This is a genomic window from Gynuella sp. (assembly GCF_050297175.1).
Classification (GTDB): Bacteria; Pseudomonadota; Gammaproteobacteria; order Pseudomonadales; family Natronospirillaceae; genus Gynuella.
The window spans coordinates 1-1,626 of sequence record NZ_JBNKSF010000055.1; the positions used below are offsets into that span (position 1 = coordinate 1).

At 46.6% G+C, this 1,626-nt stretch carries 3 protein-coding genes; 1 reads left to right on the forward strand and 2 read right to left on the reverse strand.

What is annotated here, in order from left to right; translation table 11 throughout:
• Nucleotides 1-120: redoxin domain-containing protein (locus tag ACQY6I_RS20965; RefSeq protein WP_428241950.1), on the reverse strand; the 120-nt coding region annotated here is incomplete at its 3' end.
• A gap of 147 nt (nucleotides 121-267) precedes the next feature.
• On the opposite strand from ACQY6I_RS20965, the gene ACQY6I_RS20970 reads away from it, so the two are divergent.
• Nucleotides 268-1,188: a LysR substrate-binding domain-containing protein gene (locus ACQY6I_RS20970; protein WP_428243469.1), complete on the forward strand. Its 921-nt coding sequence runs from the start codon at nucleotides 268-270 to the stop codon at nucleotides 1,186-1,188.
• Between the two features lie 80 nt (nucleotides 1,189-1,268).
• Here ACQY6I_RS20970 and ACQY6I_RS20975 read toward each other — a convergent pair.
• Nucleotides 1,269-1,626: hypothetical protein (locus tag ACQY6I_RS20975; protein WP_428243470.1), on the reverse strand; the 358-nt coding region annotated here is incomplete at its 5' end.

The following is a 1,626-nucleotide window of genomic DNA, read 5'->3' on the forward strand; positions in this document are numbered from 1 at the left end:
ATCCGCAGGATAGAAAATGAAAATGGCCCAGCTGCCTTTCACATCTTCAGAAGTGATGGTTTTGAATTCACCATTGTGGAACGCCTGAACTGAAAATTCGGGGATTTCTTTGTTGATAATAGACATGTAAACATTTTCCTCGTGGATAACTATCTGATGATGTGCCGATGATCTGCATCAGCGCTGAGGGAGATACTAGGGGCTTATACTCATCGAATAAATTGAATAAAATAGATGACTATAATCGCTTTTTTAGATGGGACGGCCATGATTTCACTAAAACAACTGATATATGCACTGGCGGTAGACAAAACCCGTCATTTTAAGAAAGCTGCCGATTCGTGTTCAGTCTCGCAGTCTGCTTTGAGCACCGCGATATCTGAGTTGGAAAGCCAGCTGGACCTGCAGATATTCGAGCGTGATAACAAAAAAGTATTTGTCACGCCGATGGGGGAGCAACTGTTAGAAAGGGCCAGAAGTATCAAGGTACAGATCGACGACTTGTATCAATTGTCCCGCAGCCAAAAATCTCCGTTGAGTTTTCCGTTGTCGCTGGGTGTAATTCCAACCATTGGTCCCTTTCTGCTGCCCAAAGTTCTGCCACGGGTGCGCGAACTGTATCCCGACCTGGAACTGACTATCGTTGAGGAACAGTCTCATGTATTGGTAGAGATGGTACGTAATGGCGATCTGGACACCGCGATATTGGCTTTACCCTATGCCCACGATGGACTGCATGCCTTTGAATTCTGGGATGAGGACTTCTTTACGGTCTTCCATCGCCAAGATGAGAGTGCCAAGCTAACCGAAATTACCAGTAAAGAACTGCATCATATGCGCCTGCTGTTATTGAAAGATGGCCACTGCCTCAAGGACCATGCGCTGGCCGTCTGTCAGTTCAACCCCAGTGAAACCGACAACTCCCTCGCTGGAACCAGTCTCTACACCCTGATTCAGATGGTGGCTGGCAGAATGGGTACGACACTGGTTCCGGAAATGGCCCTAGACCAGCTGGTCGGTGAAAACTCAGAACTAAAGGCTGTGCACCTGGGTGAACCCGGTCCACACCGGAGAATTGCCTTTGTCACCCGACTGAATTATGGCGGCGTCAACAACATCGAACTGCTGATGAAACTGTTCCGTGAGCAGCTGACTCATTATCAAAGTGTCCGGATGAAAAACCTTTAAGCTGAACTCTGAATGCAAGCGTTCATTCCGGGAGAGTTATGCATCACCGGCTGCACAAGGTACTCCGCAAACGTCTCTTTTCAGTTGTTAAGGGACAGATTTTCTATCTGACTGAGCGGATGAAGGATGGTATTCATCCGTACTGTCAGGTTTTCCTGATTGCACAACACAAATAAGGTGGCATCAAAAGGCGATAAGCCCATGAACTTTGGGCCGATAAGTGGCAGGCCATTGAAAGCTTTGCGGAAATTGGGCTTCACAGAATTTTGCATGGAATTAGCCAGACTGATTAAAAACAGAGATATGATCATTTCTGGTGTATGACAAAAAAAGATGGCAGCGTATCCTGTTGATTGATCCGGCAAGATCAACAACCAACAGGAGTACACCACCATGAGCAATAGTAATGTCGTAGCACTACAGAAACCAGCTTTGTCT